General features: G+C 31.5%; 17 protein-coding genes. 12 read left to right on the top strand and 5 right to left on the bottom strand.

Annotation, left to right across the window (positions count from 1 at the left end):
* The 6 genes from KEC48_RS11390 (at position 1) to KEC48_RS11365 (ending at position 9,433) form a co-directional block, all read left to right on the top strand.
* Positions 1–429, top strand: coding sequence for a MarR family winged helix-turn-helix transcriptional regulator (locus tag KEC48_RS11390; RefSeq protein WP_087245133.1), 429 nt, complete (start codon positions 1–3; stop codon positions 427–429).
* Positions 430–509: 80 nt separating this feature from the next.
* The gene (locus KEC48_RS11385; protein WP_211962358.1) at positions 510–4,730 is read left to right on the top strand and encodes a 2-hydroxyacyl-CoA dehydratase; all 4,221 of its coding nucleotides are present in this window, start codon (positions 510–512) and stop codon (positions 4,728–4,730) included.
* 163 nt (positions 4,731–4,893) lie between these two features.
* Positions 4,894–6,015 carry an ABC transporter ATP-binding protein gene (locus KEC48_RS11380; RefSeq protein WP_211962356.1) on the top strand — a complete coding sequence of 374 codons (1,122 nt, stop codon included), beginning with the start codon at positions 4,894–4,896 and terminating at the stop codon, positions 6,013–6,015.
* Positions 6,015–7,580: a glycine betaine ABC transporter substrate-binding protein gene (locus KEC48_RS11375; RefSeq protein ID WP_211962354.1), complete on the top strand. Its 1,566-nt coding sequence runs from the start codon at positions 6,015–6,017 to the stop codon at positions 7,578–7,580. The genes KEC48_RS11380 and KEC48_RS11375 overlap by 1 nt, the downstream gene beginning before the upstream one ends.
* Before the next feature lie 72 nt (positions 7,581–7,652).
* Entirely contained in the window at positions 7,653–8,630 is a 978-nt protein-coding gene (locus tag KEC48_RS11370) for an alpha/beta hydrolase (protein WP_249191356.1), read from the top strand.
* A complete protein-coding gene (locus KEC48_RS11365) occupies positions 8,627–9,433 on the top strand; it encodes an AAC(3) family N-acetyltransferase (protein ID WP_205089162.1) in 807 nt (268 codons plus the stop codon). Before KEC48_RS11370 ends, KEC48_RS11365 begins: the two co-directional genes overlap by 4 nt.
* Positions 9,434–9,456: 23 nt before the next feature.
* On the opposite strand, the gene KEC48_RS11360 is transcribed toward KEC48_RS11365, so the two are convergent.
* The 3 genes from KEC48_RS11360 to KEC48_RS11350 are packed head-to-tail and all read right to left on the bottom strand — an operon-like array spanning position 9,457 to position 11,730.
* On the bottom strand, positions 9,457–10,269 hold the full coding sequence (locus KEC48_RS11360) for an HAD family hydrolase (RefSeq protein ID WP_211962350.1): 813 nt from the start codon (positions 10,267–10,269) through the stop codon (positions 9,457–9,459).
* A complete protein-coding gene (locus KEC48_RS11355; protein ID WP_211962348.1) occupies positions 10,262–11,296 on the bottom strand; it encodes a M42 family metallopeptidase in 1,035 nt (344 codons plus the stop codon). Before KEC48_RS11355 ends, KEC48_RS11360 begins: the two co-directional genes overlap by 8 nt.
* A complete protein-coding gene (locus KEC48_RS11350) occupies positions 11,293–11,730 on the bottom strand; it encodes an Rrf2 family transcriptional regulator (RefSeq protein ID WP_205089160.1) in 438 nt (145 codons plus the stop codon). Before KEC48_RS11350 ends, KEC48_RS11355 begins: the two co-directional genes overlap by 4 nt.
* A gap of 150 nt (positions 11,731–11,880) precedes the next feature.
* Here KEC48_RS11350 and KEC48_RS11345 point away from each other — a divergent pair, with 150 nt between their 5' ends.
* The 4 genes from KEC48_RS11345 to KEC48_RS16370 all read left to right on the top strand — a co-directional run bounded on the left by KEC48_RS11345 (position 11,881) and on the right by KEC48_RS16370 (position 16,177).
* Positions 11,881–14,316 (top strand): YhgE/Pip domain-containing protein, encoded by a 2,436-nt coding sequence (locus KEC48_RS11345; protein ID WP_211962346.1) that lies wholly within the window; start codon positions 11,881–11,883, stop codon positions 14,314–14,316.
* Between the two features lie 53 nt (positions 14,317–14,369).
* Entirely contained in the window at positions 14,370–14,813 is a 444-nt protein-coding gene (locus KEC48_RS11340) for a hypothetical protein (protein WP_087357834.1), read from the top strand.
* Between the two features lie 81 nt (positions 14,814–14,894).
* A complete protein-coding gene (locus tag KEC48_RS16375; protein WP_087357831.1) occupies positions 14,895–15,152 on the top strand; it encodes an AAA family ATPase in 258 nt (85 codons plus the stop codon).
* A complete protein-coding gene (locus KEC48_RS16370) occupies positions 15,116–16,177 on the top strand; it encodes an AAA family ATPase (protein ID WP_349291062.1) in 1,062 nt (353 codons plus the stop codon). The genes KEC48_RS16375 and KEC48_RS16370 overlap by 37 nt, the downstream gene beginning before the upstream one ends.
* Positions 16,178–16,219: 42 nt before the next feature.
* Here the strand turns inward: KEC48_RS16370 and KEC48_RS11325 are convergent, their stop codons facing one another.
* Complete coding sequence (locus KEC48_RS11325; RefSeq protein ID WP_087359078.1) at positions 16,220–16,906, bottom strand: YjjG family noncanonical pyrimidine nucleotidase; 687 nt, start codon at positions 16,904–16,906, stop codon at positions 16,220–16,222.
* A gap of 183 nt (positions 16,907–17,089) precedes the next feature.
* Between KEC48_RS11325 and KEC48_RS11320 the strand changes: the two genes are divergently transcribed.
* Positions 17,090–18,007, top strand: a complete 918-nt coding sequence (locus tag KEC48_RS11320; protein ID WP_211962342.1) for a GGDEF domain-containing protein — start codon at positions 17,090–17,092, stop codon at positions 18,005–18,007.
* The gene (gene rnmV, locus KEC48_RS11315; protein WP_211962340.1) at positions 17,991–18,518 is read left to right on the top strand and encodes a ribonuclease M5; all 528 of its coding nucleotides are present in this window, start codon (positions 17,991–17,993) and stop codon (positions 18,516–18,518) included. Before KEC48_RS11320 ends, rnmV begins: the two co-directional genes overlap by 17 nt.
* Positions 18,519–18,539: 21 nt before the next feature.
* On the opposite strand, the gene KEC48_RS11310 is transcribed toward rnmV, so the two are convergent.
* Positions 18,540–19,115 carry a hypothetical protein gene (locus tag KEC48_RS11310; RefSeq protein ID WP_205089155.1) on the bottom strand — a complete coding sequence of 192 codons (576 nt, stop codon included), beginning with the start codon at positions 19,113–19,115 and terminating at the stop codon, positions 18,540–18,542.
* Between the last annotated feature and the right edge of the window lie 129 nt (positions 19,116–19,244).

Genomic DNA, 19,244 nt, shown 5'->3' with positions numbered 1-19,244 from the left:
ATGGATTATCGTAAATATGCTAGAGAATTAATAGGTTATATGATAGAAAATGAACAGGCATTTAAGTTTTGTCATCGTGATATCAGTGAAATTGCCAGAGGGGAATGTGCAGTTCTTATTTATTTGATGGATGGTGATGGAGTCAATGCTTCCGAGATTAGTCAGCGTTTTGATATTAATACGTCAAGAGTTGCAGCAGTGCTTAATACATTATCTAAAAAAGGTTATATCCAAAGGATAGTCGATCCATTAGACAAAAGAAAAATAAAGGTGTTTATTACGGATAAAGGGAAAGCATTTGCTAGAGAAAAACAAAAAGAAATTGAAGCCTATTTTGGTCATCTTTTAGAATGTTTAGGAGAAGAAGATACTAAAGAATATTTACGTTTATCGTTAAAGATTAATCAAATTATTAAAGATTTGAAGTAAAGCATATCAATTGAAGATAATGTCGAAATAAGATAAGATTAAAAATTATAGATAAGTGTAATGTTTAAAGGAGAAGTGTTATGAGTCAATATTATTTAGGAATTGATGTGGGATCTACAACAGTTAAAGCTTATTTAACAGATGAAAAGGATGTCTGTTTATTTTCACGTTATGTCAGACATAATTCAGATGTAAGAAATACAATACTTACATTATTAGAAGAAATTCATCAAGAATATCCAGGAATCAATATTTATCCAGTTATTACAGGATCAGGAGGATTGTCAATTTCTCAATCATTGAATGTCAAATTTGTACAGGAAGTGATTGCGTGTACAAAAACAATAGAAACTTATATTCCACAAACAGATGTTGCCATTGAATTAGGTGGAGAAGATGCGAAAATTACTTATTTTGAAGGTTCATTAGAACAACGTATGAATGGAACTTGTGCCGGTGGAACAGGTGCATTTATTGATCAGATGGCCACTTTATTACAGACTGATGCTTCAGGATTGAATGAATTAGCCAAAAAACATCAGCGTATTTATCCAATTGCTTCTCGTTGTGGGGTTTTTGCGAAAACTGATGTTCAGCCTTTAATCAATGAAGGCGCAAGAAAAGAAGATATAGCGGCTTCTATTTTTCAGGCGGTTGTGAATCAGACTATCAGTGGGTTAGCCTGTGGAAAACCTATTAAAGGAAAAGTCGCTTTTTTAGGAGGACCTCTATACTTCTTAAGTGAACTAAGACAACGTTTTATTGAAACATTAGAGCTTCAAGATGAGGATATTATTTTCCCAGATAATTCCCAATTGTTTGTAGCTATGGGTGCTGCCTTAAATGCGAAAGATGTAGAAAAAGCAATTCCATTGGACAAATTGATTCATGATTTAAAAGTTTTAAAAGATAATGGAACAGAAGCAGCTCATACATTAGAACCTTTATTTCATAATGAAGATGAATTAAGAGGATTTAGAGATCGTCATCTTCAAGCAATGACAAAGAAAAGAAATCTAAAAAAATATCAAGGCAATATTTATGTTGGAATTGATGTTGGTTCAACAACATCTAAAGTTGTATTAATTGATGATGAAGGATCAATATTATATTCTTTCTACAATTCTAACGAAGGAAATCCTTTAGATTTAATTATTAGAATTATGAAGGAAATCTATGATTTAATTCCTGAAGGATGTCATATTCAAAAAACTGGTGTCACTGGATATGGTGAAGCTTTAATTAAAGCTGCATTAAAAGTGGATTATGGTGAAGTAGAAACAATTGCTCATTACACAGCAGCTAAACACTTTGAACCTGATGTTGACTTTATTTTAGATATTGGTGGACAGGATATGAAGGCTATCACCATTAAGGATGAAGTCATTCAAGATATTACATTGAATGAAGCATGTTCATCTGGATGTGGGTCTTTCCTTGAAACATTTGCTCATTCTTTAGGATATGAAATTGATGAATTTGCCGAGATGGCATTGATGTCAAAACATCCACTTGATTTAGGAAGCCGTTGTACAGTTTTCATGAATTCAAAAGTGAAACAGGCTCAAAAAGAAGGTGCATCTTTAGCAGATATTTCAGCAGGATTATCATATTCCGTTATTAAGAATGCCTTATATAAAGTTATTAAGTTAAGAAGTAAAGACCAAATCGGTAAAAATGTTGTTGTACAAGGTGGAACATTCTATAATGAAGCCGTTTTACGTGCTTTTGAAAAAGAAGCAGGTATTGAAGTCATTAGACCTGATATTGCAGGCTTGATGGGTGCTTATGGTATGGCAACAATTGCGAAAGAAAAAGATGATGATAAGGGAACAACTTTATTAACACGTGAAGAATTAGAACATTTAACATATCAAAATAGTATGAAAAATTGTGGTAAATGTACAAATAACTGTATGTTGACAATTACTTCATTTAATGATGGAAGAGAGTTTATTAGTGGAAATAGATGTGAAAGAGGAGCTAATTTACCATTAAAATCTAAATCATTACCAAACTTATTTGATTATAAATATCGTCGTGTCTTTAATTATCATTCTTTACCAATAGAAGATGCTCCTAGAGGTATTGTTGGTATCCCTAGAGCTTTAAATATGTATGAAAATTATCCTTTCTGGCATACATTCTTTACAGAATTGAAATTTAGAGTTGTTTTATCATCTCGTTCATCTAAAGCCATCTATGAAAAAGGAATTGAATCTATTCCAAGTGAAAGTGCTTGTTATCCTGCTAAAATTACACATGGACATATTGAAAATCTGATTGCTAGAGGAGTGCCTTTTATCTTCTATCCATCAGTCGCTTATGAAAGAATGGAAAATGAAGATGCTGGAAATCATTATAACTGTCCTGTGGTGGCTTCTTATCCAGAAGTCATTAGAAATAATGTGGATAATCTCCAACAAAAAAATATAAAATTCAAAAATCCATTTATATCATTAAATAATAAAAAGACATTGTTCCATGTCTTAAAAGAAGAATTAAGTGAATTTCATATTACAGATCAGGAATTACATCAGGCTATAGATAAAGCTTATGAAGAATTAGATCATTGTCAGCAAGATATTCGTCAGGAAGGAAAACGTGCCATGGAATATATGCGTGAAAACCATATGCAAGGTATTGTTTTGGCAGGTCGTCCATATCACGTTGATCCAGAGATTAATCATGGAATTCCAGATTTGATTACAAGTGAAGGATTTGTTGTCTTAAGTGAAGATAGTGTTTGTTATTTAGATGAAGAACATTTAAAATTACGTGTTGTTGATCAATGGACTTATCACTCTCGTTTATATAAAGCCGCATCTTTTGTATCATCACAAAAAGATTTACAGTTGATTCAATTAACATCATTTGGTTGTGGTTTGGATGCTGTTACAGCTGATCAGGTAGCTGAAATTTTAAAAGCAAGAAATAAAATATATACTTTAATTAAAATTGATGAAGGAAGCAATTTAGGAGCTATTCGTATCCGTATCCGTTCTTTAAAAGCTACAATTGAAAAGAAAGAAGATATTATTGATTTATCTAAGAAGTATGAACAGGTAAAAGTACCTTTTACAAAACAGATGAAAGAAGATCGTTATACAATTCTTTGTCCACAGATGTCACCGATTCATTTCCAGTTTGTTGAAACCGCAATGAATTCGGAAGGCTATAACTTTGAAGTGTTGCCTTCAGTTGATAAAGATGCAGTAGAACAGGGATTAAAATATGTCAACAATGATGCATGTTATCCAAGTATTTTGGTTGTAGGACAAATGATGAATGCTTTAAATAGTGGAAAATATGATTTGAATAAAGTGGCGTTGATTATCTCTCAAACAGGTGGAGGATGTCGTGCAACGAACTATATTGCATTTATCAGAAAAGCTCTTAAAGATGCAGGTATGGAACAAATTCCAGTCATCTCTGCAAACTTATCTGGATTAGAAAGTAATCCTGGATTTAAGATTACATATAAGATTGCCAAAAAAGTAATCATTGGTGCTATGTATGGGGACTTATTTATGCGCGTTCTTTATCGTGTACGTCCTTATGAAAAAGTCAAAGGTTCAGCCAATAAACTTTATGAATCATGGGTTGCAAAATGTCAGGAAAATGTGAAAAATGGCAGCATGAAAGAATTTAAAAAGAATGTTTATCAAATTGTCAAAGATTTTGATGAATTGCCATTATTAGATATTAAAAAACCAAGAGTTGGATTGGTTGGAGAAATCTTAGTTAAATTTCATCCTACTGCCAATAATGAAATTGTGAAAATCATTGAATCAGAAGGTGGAGAAGCCGTTATGCCTGATTTAATTGATTTCTTCCAGTATTGTTTCTATAACACTTGGTATGAACATGAACATTTTGATGCGTCACAATCTTCAGTATGGTTATGTAATTTTGCCATTTGGTTTGTTGATTTCTTAAGAAAAGATATGATTAAGGCATTAAGAGATTCAAAACGTTTTGATCCACCAACACCTATTGATCAAATTGCGAAAAAAGCAAGTGAAGTTGTTTCTATTGGAAATCAGACAGGTGAAGGATGGTTCTTAACTGGAGAAATGATTGAATTAATTGAAGAAGGTGCACCAAATATTGTGTGTATGCAGCCATTTGCCTGCTTACCAAACCATGTAACAGGTAAAGGGGTTATTAAAGCCTTACGTAAAAAATATCCACAAAGTAACATTGTGGCTGTGGATTATGATCCAGGTGCGAGTGAAGTTAACCAATTAAATAGAATTAAGTTGATGCTTTCAACTGCATTTAAGAATATGAAGTCATAATTCATATTCTTTTTTTGTCAAAATTCAAATGATATCTATGTTATTATTTAGGATATAAATAAAAAAATCTATATTTTAAGGATATAAAGATATAGATAATTAAAGAATTCACATAAGAGTCACATCTAAGATATAAAATGTATTTAAGTGAGGTGTTTTGCTTATGATAGAATTTCAAAATGTTTACAAGTCATTTAAAGATAAACATGTATTGGAAGATATCAATTTTACAGTGAATGATGGTGAATTTGTTTGTTTGATTGGACCCAGTGGGTGTGGAAAAACGACTGCTTTAAAGATGATTAATCGGTTGATTAAACCAAGCCAGGGGACAATTTATGTAAATGGAAAGGATATTAGTGAGGAAAATGAAATTGAATTAAGACGTAATATTGGTTATGTTATTCAACAAACAGGATTATTTCCTCATATGACAGTGAAAGAAAATATTGAACTGATTCCAAAGTTAAAAAATAAAAATGATAAACATCTTTTGGAAAAAGTGAAAGATGTTTTAAATATGGTTGGTTTAGATCCAGATGAATATTTAGATAAGTATCCTGTTCAGATGAGTGGTGGTCAACAACAACGTGTAGGTGTTGCAAGAGCTTTTGCAAGTGAACCAGATATTATTTTAATGGATGAACCTTTTAGTGCGTTAGATCCTATTACGAGAAATCAATTACAGGATGAACTGTTGACATTACAAAATAGTGTTCAAAAGACGATTGTGTTTGTGACACATGATATGGCAGAAGCTATCAAATTGGCAGATCGTATATGTATTATGAGTGGTGGAAAGATTCAACAGTACGATACACCAGAACAAATCTTAAAACATCCTGCCAATGACTTTGTTTTAAACTTTGTTGGGAAAAAGCGTATCTGGGATTCACCAGAATTAATCAAAGCAGCAGACATTATGATAGATCGACCAATTACCTGTTATGATCGTTTAAAATGTGTAAAAGCTTTAAATATGATGTTTAATTCAAGAGTTGATAGTTTGATGGTAATAGATCGTCAGGGACATTTTAAAGGTGTTATTCATGCGGCTGATGCAGCTGATGAAAAAAATAAAGATGAAATTGTGGGTCATGTTATGCAAAAGGAATGTATCACAGTTTCTTCACAGGAATCAATCGTTGATGTTTTAAATATCACCAAAGAGAAGAATATGTATACAATTCCTGTTGTAGATGATGGGATCTTAAAAGGTTTAATTACCAAGAGTACTCTGGTTACAACTCTTTCTAAAAAATATGATGAAAGTGAGGGAGAATAATGCAGGCATTTATAGATTATTGTTCCCAAAACTATATGCAGATTTTTGATTTATTAATAGGTCATGTTCAATTGACTGTTATGGCTATTTTGATTGCGATTATTATAGGTGTCCCTTTAGGTATTTTTATTACTTATTTTAAGCCATCTAAAAAACCAATTATGGCATTAGCAAATATTATTCAGGCGATTCCATCAATGGCCTTATTAGGTTTTATGATTCCTCTTTTAGGAATTGGAACAAAACCAGCCATTGTCATGGTGATACTTTATTCTTTATTACCTATTATTAAAAATACAGTCACAGGACTGGACAATATTAACGGAGAAACTTTAGAAGCAGCTAAAGGTATTGGTTTAAATAGATTTCAAATTTTATATAAAGTTCAGATTCCTCTGGCAGCACCAGTTATTATGGCAGGAGTCAGAGTTAGTGCAGTTAGTTCGGTTGGTTTGATGACTTTGGCAGCTTTTATTGGCGCTGATGGTTTAGGATATCTGGTTTATGCGGGTATTCGAACGGTCAATAATGCTCAAATCTTAGCTGGAGCTATACCTGCCTGCTTACTGGCATTACTTATAGATTATATATTTTCTATTTTAGAGAGATTAGTCACACCAAAGAGTTTCCAATTATCAAAACCAAGATCCAAAATGAAAGGTATATTGGATAAAGTTGTCATTGTTATTTCATGTCTTGCTTTAGCAGCCAGCTTTGTTTATACAGGCTTAGCAAAGACAAATGGCAGTCAAGTCATTAGAATTGGAAGCATGGATTTTACTGAACAAGAGATTTTAAATTATATGTTGAAGTATTATATTGAAGAGAATACAGACATAGATGTGGAACAGTCATTATCTCTAGGTTCAAGTTCTATTGTCTTAGATGCTGTGCGTACGGGATCCATTGATATGTATGTAGAATATACAGGAACAATTTATGGTAATGTCTTAGGAAATGAACCTAATGGAAATGTTGATGAAGTCTATAACACTGTCAAAGAACAGATGAAAGAACAATATGATTTAAATGTTTTAGATTCTCTAGGCTTCAACAATACTTATACACTTGCGATTAGAAAAGATACAGCTGAGCAGTATCATATCAAAACAATAAGCGATTTATGTAAAGTTTCTCAACAACTTACATTTTCACCAACATTAATGTTTATGGAAAGAGAAGATTGCTGGGTAGGATTACAAAAAGCATATCCTATTCATTTCAAACAGACTGTTCCTATTGATGGAGCACCACGTTATACAGCATTAATGAACAATGAATGTGATGTCATTGATGCTTATTCAACTGATGGACTATTAAAGAAGTTTGATTTACAGGTTTTAGAAGATGATAAAAATTTCTTTTTACCATATCATGCGATACCGATTGTCAATAATACTATTGTTGATGAATATCCTGAAGTTGCTGATTTGATTAATCAGTTACAGAATTATTTAAATGATGATGTTATGGTAGAATTGAATTATCAAGTTGATGAATTAAATAAGAAAACAAGTGATGTCGCAAAACAGTTTTTAATTGAAAATAAATTAATTAATGAGTAGGAATTCCTACTCATTTTCTTGAAGAATTCATATTTTTTCAGTACAATAAGCCAGTATGGAAGGATGATGGTTTTGAAAAAAAGATGGTTTATTATCACTTTTATTGTTGTTTCTATTCTTTTAAGTGCTGGATATGGAGTAGGGAGTTATTTTGTAAATTATGCATTATCGCCAAGTAGTTCTTCTGATCAAAGAGAAATAGATGAAAGTGATGAAGTTCAACTCAGTGATTCTGTTCAAAAACAGATTGATCAAAATCAAGAAAAAGAAATGGTGAAAGGGATTGATTTTGAAAGTCAAACGAAACCTATGATTGTGAGTAGTGATGATTCACTAAACTTAAAAGGTAAATATTTAGATCATGAAAATACACACCAATGGGTCATTTTGATTCATGGTTATAAATCAAGTAATGAAAATATGATGTCTTATGGGGCAACTTATTATGAACATGGATATAATGTTGTCTTACCAGATAATCGTGCTCATGGGAAAAGTGATGGAGAATATATTGGTATGGGTTGGCTAGATAAAGATGATATCGCCTGTTGGGTTAACTGGATTATTGAAAAAGATAATCAAGCTCAAATTATTTTACATGGTGTTTCAATGGGTGGAGCAACAGTGATGATGGCTTCAGGAGATCATTTACCACATGTGGTTGGATATATTGAAGATTGTGGTTATACAAGTGTGTGGGATATTTTTGCTAGTGAACTGGATAAGCGTTTTTCTTTACCAACATTTCCAGTATTAGATATTTCCAATTTTATGGCACAAATAAGAGCAGGATATGATTTTAAAGAGGCTTCGAGTTTAGAACAGGTTAAAAAAGCGAATGCACCAATGTTATTTATTCATGGGGGTAAAGATGATTTTGTGCCTGTAGATATGGTTTATGAAGTCTATGATGCTTGTCCTACGACGAAAGAGCTTTATATTGTAAAAGAAGCTGGTCATGCTCAAGCAAAAGACTATGATGTTGAAGACTATTGGAATAAAGTGTTTGATTTTATTGATCAAAACATTTGGAAAGATGGAACATTATGAGTGAAGCAAGTGTTATTCAAAAGAGTATAAGACCACAAACTAAAGATACTTTGAAAGAAGATTTTCAAAAGATAGGAATACAAAAAGGAGATATTGTTTTAGTGCATTCGTCCATGTCACAAATAGGATGGATTGCTGGACGAGAAATAGCTGTGATTGAAGCATTAATTGAAACAGTGGGAGAAGAAGGAACAATTGTTATGCCAAGCTTTAGTGGAGAAAACAGTCAGCCAGAATTGTGGCAAAATCCTCCTGTTCCAGCCGATTGGATATCTGTGATTAAAGATTATATGCCTCCTTTTGAATGTGATAAAACACCAACAAGAGAAATGGGAAAGATTGCGGAAGCCTTTTGGCATTATCCTCAAGTTTTGCGTTCCTATCATCCAGAAGTATCATTTAGTGCTAGAGGAAAAATGGCAAACATGATTGTTGAAAAACATCCATTATCACCAGGATTTGGCAAAGATTCACCTCTACAAAGATTATATGACTTGAATGCACATGTTTTACTATTAGGAGTCAGCTATGATCATTGTACTTGTATGCATTTAGCTGAAGTTTGGCAAGAGTGTCCTCAATGGTATACCAATGGGGCAGCCATCATTGAAAACGGCAAACGTGTGTGGAAAGAGTTTTTAGAGATTGCTTATGATGATAGTGATTTTTTGGATATAGGTCAGGCTTATGAAAGCCAATATCATATCGAAGCTGGAACTGTGGGTCTAGCAAAAACGAGGTATTTAGAAATGAAATCTCTTTGTGATTTTGCATATGAATGGATCAAAGTGAATAGACAATAAAAAGGACAAAATTTTTGTCCTTTTTAAATAATCTGAAAGTGTTTTAAAGCTTTAAAGATGCCATCATTTTTAACAACATCAGTGACATAAGTGGCTGCTTTTTTGGCTGCCTCTCTACCACTGCCTACACAGATACTTGTACCAGCACATTCAAACATAGGAATATCCACTTCAGCATCACCAAAAGCATAAATATCAACTTGATCTATTTGTAGATAATCTATTAATTGTTCAATGGCTTTCTTCTTATCAATATGAGGTAAAGCACAGTCACCAAATAAAGCTTCTTCTCCTTGACCACCCCAAGTTAAACATTGAAATTGTGGAAAATGCTCTTTGAAATCAAGATAATCTTGATAACTATTTAAAATATAATTGATTTTTGTAATATTTTCTTGATACGTGCTTTCAGGAAATGTCATCATTGGATAAATATCACGAATTTTAATATCACCTTGATGACCATATTTTTGATAAGTAGGAACCGCTCTTGTTTCAAAATCATGGGAACCATATAAACCATCATTCCCTTCCATGAAATAACATAAATCATGACAATCTAAATAATCAGTAATTTCTTTCACTTGTGCTAATGAAAGTTTTTGATCTTTTAGCACCTTTCCTTCACATTCAATATAAGCACCATTTCCACAAATCATCCCACTGACTTCAATATCTCCTACAGTTGCACGATTACGTGTTCTTCCTGTCACAACAAATACATAATGTCCTAAATCTTTCGCTTGTTTTAATGCATCTTTGCAACTTTGAGGAACGGTCCCATCATAGCTGATTAGCGTACCATCAACATCAAATAATAGTAATTTTTTATTCATGATTTTCACCTTGATGAATATAGGCAAGAACTAAGCGATACGTATTTTCTACAGCTTGGATATGTGTTCTTTCCATACCATGTGAAGCATGAACGCCCGGTCCTATTAAAGCACCTTTGATGTTTTGCCCACCTCTTAAAGCAGCAGAAACATCACTACTATAGAATGGATAAATATCAACTGCATATTGTAAATTCTCTCTTTTTGCAAGTTCTATAAATGTAGATGTGATTTCATAGTCATAAGGACCACTGGAATCTTTCGCACAAATACTGACATCATATTCACTACAAGCTAAATCTTCTCCAATACATCCCATATCTACCGCAATCAATTCATCAACATTTGAATCAACATAGCTACTACCATGCCCCACTTCTTCAAATGTAGAAATCATAAAGTAAAGATTATGTTGAGGTCGAATATGATTTTGTGATAAATATTTCAAAACACCAAAAAGTATCGCAACACTCATTTTATCATCTAAAAATCTTGACTTAATAAATCCTGAATCAGTGAATGTTGTTTTAGGTTCAATCGCAATATAATCACCATTATCAATACCAAGCTTTTTTACATCTTCTTTTGTTTTAACGATTTCATCAAGACGAATATGCATTGTATCACATGATCTTTCTTTGTCTTTAGAATCTTTATAAACATGAGCAGCAGGTGAATTGGAAAGAATTGTTCCTGTATAAACATCATGATTTCTTGTCATAATACGACAATATTCACCATCTAATGTTGGAATAATAGGACCACCAACATTCGTAAAAGCTAAAGTTCCATCATCTTTAATACTTCTGACCATTAATCCTAGTGTATCAACATGAGCACAGAACCCAATTGTATAATCATCTTGTCCATCTACGAATATTTGTAGATTACCTTTTTTAGTCAGTTTTGTTTCAAATCCTAAATTTTGTGCTTCTTTTTGACAATATTCAATGACTTCTTTAGTATAACCAGAAGGACTGTCAATCGCCATAATATCTTTTAAAATAGAAAGTATGTATTCATTCATAAATTTTCTCCTCCTTGATGGGCTGCATTTATAATTTGTGATAAAGTGATTTCATTTAATTTTTGTTTATATTGATATTCAGCAGCATTTAAATAATCAACAATAAAATCTTCTGTTTCCTTAACCTTTAAATGAGAATCAAAAACCTTATCAACCAAATGTGTTGTTTTCACAAAAGGTTCTTTTCCTTCCATAGCTTCAAAAATATCCAATAAAGAAATATTTTCAAGAGATCTTGTTAAAACAAAACCACCACGCTTATTAGCCATAGATTGAATCAAACCAGAAACAACAAGTTGTCTGGTGATTTTTTTAAGATAAGAATCTGATACCGATAGTTTTTCACTCAGTTCATGACTTTTAATGGGTTTATCATTGGCACCTATTAAAAGTAATATACAAATAGCTTGTTCAAAACTCTTTCTAATCTTCATTTTCATCACCTTCTTTTCTATTTTAACAGAAAAAGAACTCTTTGTATCTAAAAGAGTTGACAATTATTTGTAAATTTATATAATATTCTTTAGATATTTAATATCTATGGATATTAAATATCTAAAGATAATAAAGAAAGAAGGAGTTTTATGATTAAACAGGAGTGGAAGAATATTTTTCGCCATACTTGGATGAAGATTGTTCTTGTAGCGATTATCTTGATACCAAGTTTATATGCTTGTATTTTTTTAGGTTCTATGTGGGACCCATATGGAAATACAGGAAAGATTCCCGTAGCTGTGGTGAATCTTGATTTGCCAGTCAAGTATGGGAATCGTACTTTGGATGTAGGGAGAGAATTAACAGAGCGTCTTAAGGATAATACAACTATGGATTTTCAATGTGTGGATAAAAGCAAAGCACAGAAGGGATTAGAAGATGGTCAATATTATATGATCATTACTATTCCTGAAGATTTTTCAAAAAATGCAACAACACTTTTAGATGAACAACCACAAAAAATGAAACTTCATTATACAACGAATCCGGGAAGTAACTACATTGCTTCTAAAATGGATGATTCAGCAATCGAAAAAATCAAATCAGAAGTTTCACAAACTGTGACAAAAACATATGCTCAAACAATTTTTGAACAAATTACAACGTTAACAGATGGTTTAAAACAAGCCAATAATGGGGCACATCAATTATCTGATGGAAGTCAAGCATTGGTAGATGGAAACCAACTGATTTCAGATAATCTTCAAGTTTTAGCAGACAGTACACTTTCATTTGAAAACGGAGCACAAACACTGACAAAAGGATTAAAAGATTATACGGAAGGTGTTTTAACAGTGCATAATGGTGTCTATACTTTAAAAGATGGATTGGACACATTGTATCAATCAACACAACCACTTCATGATGGAGTGGAGGCATTATCTCAGGGGTCTTCAGTATTAAACACAGGACTACAACAATATACAAAAGGTGTTTCAAGTGTTTATCAAGGAACACAACAACTTATGAAAAATCAAGAACCAATAACTCAAGGAATGCAAAGTTTGGATCAAGGAACTGATAAACTTATAGAAGGCAATCAACAGGTTTATCAAGGATTGAATCAACTCAATCAACAGTTATCTTCAATCAATATGGAACAAATACAAACAATCACACAGGCTAATGATTCTTTAAATCAAGCAACAATATTGTTGAATCAATTGATGTCTTCCAATCCATCAATGGCTCAAAAATGGATGAACCAAAAGTTAAGTGATGCAGAAGCCAAGAATATCGCTTTGAATCAACAAGATGTACAGTATCTTTTAACACATTATTCGTATATAGAATTAGAAAAAAGTGTAATCACAGGGAATCAAGAAGCTATCCGTCAATTCAGTACAAGTTTAACACAAGTGTATAAAAATACACAAAAACTAGAAAAAGGAAGCCAACAACTCCAAAGTGGTTTAGAAGACTTGAATACATCAGTGAGAACATCATTAATACCGGGTATTGAAGCTTATATGAAAGGTGTTAGTCAGATTCATGATGGCTTAGGAAAATTAGAACATCAAAATCAAACATTATTGCAGGGAAGTCAACAATTAACAGATGGATTATTATCGTTTAAACAACAGACACCAGCTCTTTTCGGTGGAATAGAACAATTAAATCAAGGAGTAAAAGCATTATATGATGGTACAACCACATTAATATCTCAAAATGAAACAATCATGCAAGGATCAACACAATTAACTCAAGGTTCAACACAGATTAAAGCAGGTGCAAAACAACTGAGTGATGGTTCATTAACATTAAGTGATGGTTTACAGACACTTCAAAATGGGACTCGAAAATTAGATGAAAGTTTGAAGGAAGGAGTAGAAAAGGCTAATTTTCATATTCAAGATTCAACGTTGGATATGATGTCCGCACCAGTAGAAACAAGTCATGAAGCGATTTCCACAGTCACAAACAATGGTCATGCGATGGCACCTTATATGATGAGCGTGGCTTTATATGTTGCTGCTTTAGCTTTTACACTTATGTATCCAATAAGAAAAGGTATAAAAAAAGCTTCATCACCATTCAAGTATTGGCTATCAAAAGCCTCTGTGATGTATAGTGTATCAACATTATCAGCTATCATTTTAATCACAAGTTTAAGATGGATATGTGGCTTTGAACCTCAACAATTATTGATGACTTATCTCTTTGCGATTATTGTTTCAGCTGCTTTTATGTCACTTGTGATGTTGTTGTCACTGACAACAGGTTATATAGGAGAATTTTTATTGTTAGTCTTTATGATTTTAAATTTAGGTGGATCAGCAGGAACTTATCCATTAGAAACATCAAGTCTATTTTATCAATGGCTACATCCATTTGTCCCTTATACCTATAGTGTCAATGGATTTAGAAAAGTCATTAGTATGACAGAAATGCCCATTACAAATGAAATCATCATCTTTTTAGGAATTCTTATGATTTGTTCACTTCTTACAATTCTTTATTATCGTTTTAAAAATAAAGAAGATAAACATCTTATTCCACAGGCATTTGAAAAAGTTAATGAATAAATATGTATATTTCTTCATTCTTTGACCATGATATGAATATGGAGGTTAAGATGATGAAAAAAATATTAGCATTACTTTTATGTATGACTGTATTTACTGGTTGTAGTAGTCAGACAGATACATCGGATGATACAGCCAATAACAATCGTTCAACAGATAATGTGACAGAAAATGAAAATAACAATAACACACCAACTAACAAAACAGATGATTGGTATGCTCAATTTGAAAATGGCTTGAAAGAAGGAAACATTGATTATTCTTCTAAAAATGTCTTAGATGCAACAAATGTTGGTGGTGTAGAAGGTTATCGTTATGTAACGGATAATGGAAATATTGATGTTTATCGTTATGAAGATGGTGATGAGTTTGAACGTATCATGGATGAAAAAACAATTGGTGATGATAAAAAGAAAGTAGAAGTCAATGACCATATGGTGATTGTATCTGATGGGTTATCAGAAGATGTATTGGATATATTTAGAAATTTAAAATAAATAGGAAAGGTCTTGTAGAAATACAGGACTTTTTTTGTACTGTTTGACTATAATATAATCAAAAAGAAAGGAAAAATCATAATGAAGCGTATCACAACAGGAACAGAAAATTTTAAAGAATTCATTGATAAGATTTATTATTATGTTGATAAGACAATGCTTATAGATGATGTCTTAAGCGATAAGGTCATGTTGTATACAAGCCCTAGACATTTTGGAAAGACATTAAACATGAGTATGCTTTATTATTTCTTTTCTAACAAGGAAAAAGAAAATGCTTATCTTTTTGAGGGTTTGAATGTATCAAAACATCAATATCTCATGCTTCATCAAAATTAATATCCTGTCATTTTTCTATCTTTGAAAGATATGAATGCAATACTTTTCAATCTCAGATTTATATTTTTGCCAATATCATTGCAAATATTGTTGATAAATATAGTGATATACAAAATAGTGATATAAACATCAATATTAATGAATTACATATGTCTTTAAAAGATATTTCATCTATTCTATTTAACTATTATCATCAAAAAGTCATCATTCTCATAGACGAATATGATGTGCCTTTACAGAGTGCCTGTCAACATGGTTACTATGATGAAATGGTTGATTTTATTAGAAGCGTCTTTTCATCTGCATTAAAAACTAACGATGCACTGGAAAGAGGAGTATTAACAGGGTGTCTAAGAATATCCAAAGAAAGCATCTTTACAGGTCTTAATAACTTTACAGTGAGAACCATTATGGATGTAGAGGCATCTGATTGTTTTGAATTTACCCAAGAAGAAATTGATGAACTTTTGAAATACTACAATCTAATGGATAAGCATCAGGAGATGAAGGAATGGTATGATGGTTATCTGAAAATCAAGAGTAAGGTTGATAATGATCATCCTTATACCTATGAACTTGTGATTCCTAATAAAGAAGTTAAATATATCTATGAAGATATCTTCATGAAATGGTTTGAAAGCTATCAAAGAAAAAGAGATTCATCATTCATAGAATCTTTGATACAGGAAGATGTCATGAAAGCCAATAGACTATTGCAAGATGTTCTCCAACAGAGCATCAGCTATTATGATAACTATGAAAACTTATATCATGGCTTTATGGTGGGCTTTTTAAAGGCTAATGGCTATACAGTTCAATCCAATAAGAAAAGTGGATATGGACGATTTGATATAGCACTGATTATAGAATATAAACATTCATCTAGCATCAAGGAACTAAGAAAGGACAGTGCAAAGGCAAGTGAACAGATTATCAGACAGAAATATATTGAAGGACTGATAGAAGAAGGGTATGAACATATCATAGGATATGGTATATCTTTCTATAAAAACAATGCATTATAACAAAAGCAGGATGATCCCTGCTTTTTATATTTGTTATATTTTTTAATTACATATTTGAAATAACTCTCTTAAATCATGAATTTCATAAGTGATATTCATATCTTGAGGTTTTTTAAGATGTTGAGGATTATACCAGCAAGTATCAATACCTGCATTAATACCACCTTGTATATCACTAGATAAAGAATCGCCAATGATTAATGTTTGATCTAATTTTATATCCTCTATTTTATGAAAACAGCAATCAAAATATTCTTTAGCTGGTTTTTGATAACCAATATCTTCTGATACAAAGATATCTTGAAAATACTGATCAATATGTGTTCCTCTTAAACGACTATATTGTGTTTTAGAAACGCCATTAGTCACAACATATAATGGATATTTTTGATAAAGTGTTTCTAATATTTCTTTTGCATGAGGTAAAAGAAAATAACCTTCACCTAATGCTTTTTGATAATCATCTTCAAAAGCAATACCATCTTGATGTATATGAAACTCTTGAAATAATTGAACAAAACGTGTGTAAACAACAGTTTTTTTATCAATTAATCCTTTTTCAAAATCTTTCCATAATTGTTTATTAATGGTTTCATATCTTTGAAGAAGCTCATCAGTTAATAATATATGATGATTTTGAAAAGTGTTTTTTAATGCTTGTTGTTCAGCTTTATCAAAATCTAATAAAGTTCCATCAACATCAAATAATAAATATTTATACTTATTCATATAATTCACTCCTGTCAACATATTATACTGAATAAAACATAAAAATGACAGTAAAAATTATTATTTATTTGGTCATGATTACCATTAAAATTCTTGATTTTTATAGAATATTATGCTTACAATAGTGACGACTTATAATTATTGAATGAAAGGCTAATATGATATTAAGGAGTAGAAATCATAATGGAAAAGGTCTTAAAAAATCAAGAAATCATCAAGTTTTTAACAATGGAACAGCTGAAAACATTTATTGAACAACAGGAAATGATATTTGATGAAGTGAGATTAGTGGATATTGCGACGACAAAAACTTATTATTTAGATGATCAGCAACAAATATGTGTAGAACCACATGCTTGTTACGAGTTTTGGAATAGAGCAGGAAAATGCCAAAATTGTAGTAGTGCAAAAGCTTTTACAACAAAAGGGCAAGTCACAAAGTATGAATTTATTGATAGCCGTATATTTTTTGTTATTTCAAAATATATAGAGATAGAAGACAGAGCTTTTGTTTTGGAAATGATTTCTAAGTCTGATAACCATACACTTTATGGAGCACAGGGACAAAGTCAACTAGCAAAAATATTAACGAAATTGAATGCACGTGTATATACTGATTCATTAACAAAAGTTTTTAATCGTGCTTATTATGATGAGCAAGTGAAAGGGATTATTAGTCAAAATGATGGCATTATGATGCTTGATGTTAATAAATTTAAACTTATTAATGATACATCTGGACATTTGGTTGGAGATACTGTTTTAAAAGAATTAGCAAAGGTTATGCTTTCTATGACAAGAAGCTGTGATTCAGTGATTCGTTATGGTGGCGATGAATTTTTAATTGTCTTTAGAGATATAAGTGAAATAGCTTTTCAAAAGCGTTTATATCAAATGCGAGATGCAATTAGAGATATTCAGCTCGTTCATTATCCTGATGTTCATATATCAGCAAGTATTGGTGGTATATATTGTCAAGAACAACCACAAGGTAGTCTTATTGAGGATATCGATAAGCTTTTGTATAAGGCAAAACAAGAAAAAGAAGAAGTATGTTATGAAGTGATGAATACTGGAGAAAAAGATGAAAAAGAAGATTAAGGAAGTGATTGTTGTTGAAGGAAAAACAGATACAGCAATTATTCAAAAGTTATTTGATGCAGATACGATAGAAACACATGGTTTAGCGTTGACAGAAGAAACTTTAGATTTTATAGAAGAAATGAATAAAACAAAAGGAGTTATTTTATTAACAGATCCTGACTATCCGGGTATGAAGATTAGAAATATGATTATGAAACGTATCCCACATGTCAAACAGGCATTTGTAGATAAAAAAGATGCTATTGGAAAAAGAAAATTAGGAATTGCTGAAGCAAGAGAAGAAGCCATCATTCAAGCTTTAGAAAATGTTGTGAGTTTTTCTCAAAATACTCAATCTATAAGTTGGGAAGAATTTGTTTCATTAGATATTATTGGTAATAAGCAAAAAAGATTGATGATTTATGATTTGTTTCATTTAGGTTATGGGAATGCTAAAACATTATTTAAAAGATTAAATATGGCTGGTATTACAAAAGAAGATATTTTAGAGCAATTAAAAAACATATAATCAAAAACGATTATATGTTTTTTATGCATTTTTCATTAAATTGATTTTCTTTACTTGAGAAATACCTTGAATACGATGGCTTTGAGTTAATGCTTTCCATACAGGAAGTGTTAAACAAAAATCAATAGAGCTATGTATCACAGTACCAAGTCCTACTAAACCAAAAATCATGTACATAAATGTTTGCATATCTATACCATTTCCATAATAGAAAGGAATGACAATAATCATTTCACCAAGAGCATGAATAAGTGCAATCACAATATTAAATTGTAAAGTTTTTAATGGTTTTTCAAAGATTTGTGGATTCTTTTTGGCATATTGAGCACCTAAATAAGCCCATATCACATGCGTTAAGGCACGTAAAACAACAACGAATGGAAAACCTGCCATGAAAAAACCAAGCGTTGTTCCTAAAGATACTGCTATCGCAACAGCTGGACTGATGAATATTGCAATCATGACTGCAACATGTGAAGCTAAAGTAAAAGACATAGGACCTATAATAATCTTAGGCATCAACATAGGGATGATTGTTCCTACTGCAATTAATAGAGATGCTAAAACAAAAACTTGCATATGTTTATGTGATTTCATTGTTTTCCTCCTTATCAATATATGTGTCAAGACACATGTTATGACTAATTATATCCAAAAATGAGAATGTGTCAATAAAAAATGAATCCTTTCAACATGAAGAAAGTTAATTGAGTTTTAACTCTACAA

This window comes from Clostridium sp. C1 (assembly GCF_018223625.1).
GTDB lineage: Bacteria > Bacillota_I > Bacilli_A > Erysipelotrichales > Coprobacillaceae > Allocoprobacillus.
Note: the sequence above shows the minus strand (reverse complement) of the source record. Positions and strands in the feature narration are given on the sequence as shown.

Bases quoted from the DNA above. Each gene is read 5' to 3' on its own strand.
- rnmV (WP_211962340.1), top strand. From the start codon at position 17,991: ATGAAAAAGAAGATTAAGGAAGTGATTGTTGTTGAAGGAAAAACAGAT.
- KEC48_RS11385 (WP_211962358.1), top strand. From the start codon at position 510: ATGAGTCAATATTATTTAGGAATTGATGTGGGATCTACAACAGTTAAA.
- KEC48_RS11360 (WP_211962350.1), bottom strand. From the start codon at position 10,269: ATGAATAAAAAATTACTATTATTTGATGTTGATGGTACGCTAATCAGC.
- KEC48_RS11320 (WP_211962342.1), top strand. From the start codon at position 17,090: ATGGAAAAGGTCTTAAAAAATCAAGAAATCATCAAGTTTTTAACAATG.
- KEC48_RS11365 (WP_205089162.1), top strand. From the start codon at position 8,627: ATGAGTGAAGCAAGTGTTATTCAAAAGAGTATAAGACCACAAACTAAA.
- KEC48_RS11340 (WP_087357834.1), top strand. From the start codon at position 14,370: ATGAAAAAAATATTAGCATTACTTTTATGTATGACTGTATTTACTGGT.
- KEC48_RS11310 (WP_205089155.1), bottom strand. From the start codon at position 19,115: ATGAAATCACATAAACATATGCAAGTTTTTGTTTTAGCATCTCTATTA.
- KEC48_RS11375 (WP_211962354.1), top strand. From the start codon at position 6,015: ATGCAGGCATTTATAGATTATTGTTCCCAAAACTATATGCAGATTTTT.
- KEC48_RS11350 (WP_205089160.1), bottom strand. From the start codon at position 11,730: ATGAAGATTAGAAAGAGTTTTGAACAAGCTATTTGTATATTACTTTTA.
- KEC48_RS11390 (WP_087245133.1), top strand. From the start codon at position 1: ATGGATTATCGTAAATATGCTAGAGAATTAATAGGTTATATGATAGAA.
- KEC48_RS11325 (WP_087359078.1), bottom strand. From the start codon at position 16,906: ATGAATAAGTATAAATATTTATTATTTGATGTTGATGGAACTTTATTA.
- KEC48_RS11380 (WP_211962356.1), top strand. From the start codon at position 4,894: ATGATAGAATTTCAAAATGTTTACAAGTCATTTAAAGATAAACATGTA.
- KEC48_RS11345 (WP_211962346.1), top strand. From the start codon at position 11,881: ATGATTAAACAGGAGTGGAAGAATATTTTTCGCCATACTTGGATGAAG.
- KEC48_RS16375 (WP_087357831.1), top strand. From the start codon at position 14,895: ATGAAGCGTATCACAACAGGAACAGAAAATTTTAAAGAATTCATTGAT.
- KEC48_RS11355 (WP_211962348.1), bottom strand. From the start codon at position 11,296: ATGAATGAATACATACTTTCTATTTTAAAAGATATTATGGCGATTGAC.